Below are 637 nucleotides of genomic sequence, written 5' to 3' on the forward strand. Positions count from 1 at the left end.
GCCGTCGCTGCGGGTTCGTTGACGCAGGACATCTCGGTGTTGGATCCGGAGGTGGCTGCGGGGATTGATGCGGAGTTGCGTCGGCAGCAGGATGGTTTGGAGATGATCGCGTCGGAGAACCATGCGGCGTTGGCGGTGATGCAGGCGCAGGGTTCTGTGTTGACGAACAAGTACGCCGAGGGGTATCCGGGTCGGCGGTATTACGGCGGGTGCGAGCATGTGGATGTGATCGAGCGGTTGGCGATCGATCGGGTGAAGGCGTTGTTCGGTGCGGGGTTCGCGAATGTGCAGCCGCATTCGGGTGCGCAGGCGAACGCGTCGGTGATGCACGCGTTGATCCGTCCGGGGGATACGGTGATGGGCCTGAACCTGGCGCACGGCGGGCATTTGACGCACGGGATGAAGATCAATTTCTCGGGTCGTTTGTACAACATCGTGCCGTACGGGGTGGATGAGTCCACGTACGAGGTGGACATGGACGAGGTCGAGCGTCTGGCGGTGGAGCACGAGCCGAAGATGATCGTGGCGGGTTGGTCGGCGTATCCGCGGCGGTTGGATTTCGCGCGGTTCCGGGCGATCGCGGACAGGGTGGGGGCGTACCTGTTTGTGGACATGGCGCATTTCGCGGGTTTGGTGG

General features: G+C 63.1%; 1 protein-coding gene. It reads left to right on the forward strand.

Features of this window, described 5'->3' with window-relative positions; genetic code table 11:
- Nucleotides 1-18: 18 nt before the first annotated feature.
- On the forward strand, nucleotides 19-637 hold a 619-nt coding region (locus tag ACHAAJ_RS15570), incomplete at its 3' end, for a PLP-dependent aminotransferase family protein (RefSeq protein WP_494337663.1).

Origin of the sequence: Arthrobacter arnarulunnguaqae, from assembly GCF_051262515.1 — a bacterium.
Classification (GTDB): Bacteria; Actinomycetota; Actinomycetes; order Actinomycetales; family Micrococcaceae; genus Arthrobacter_N.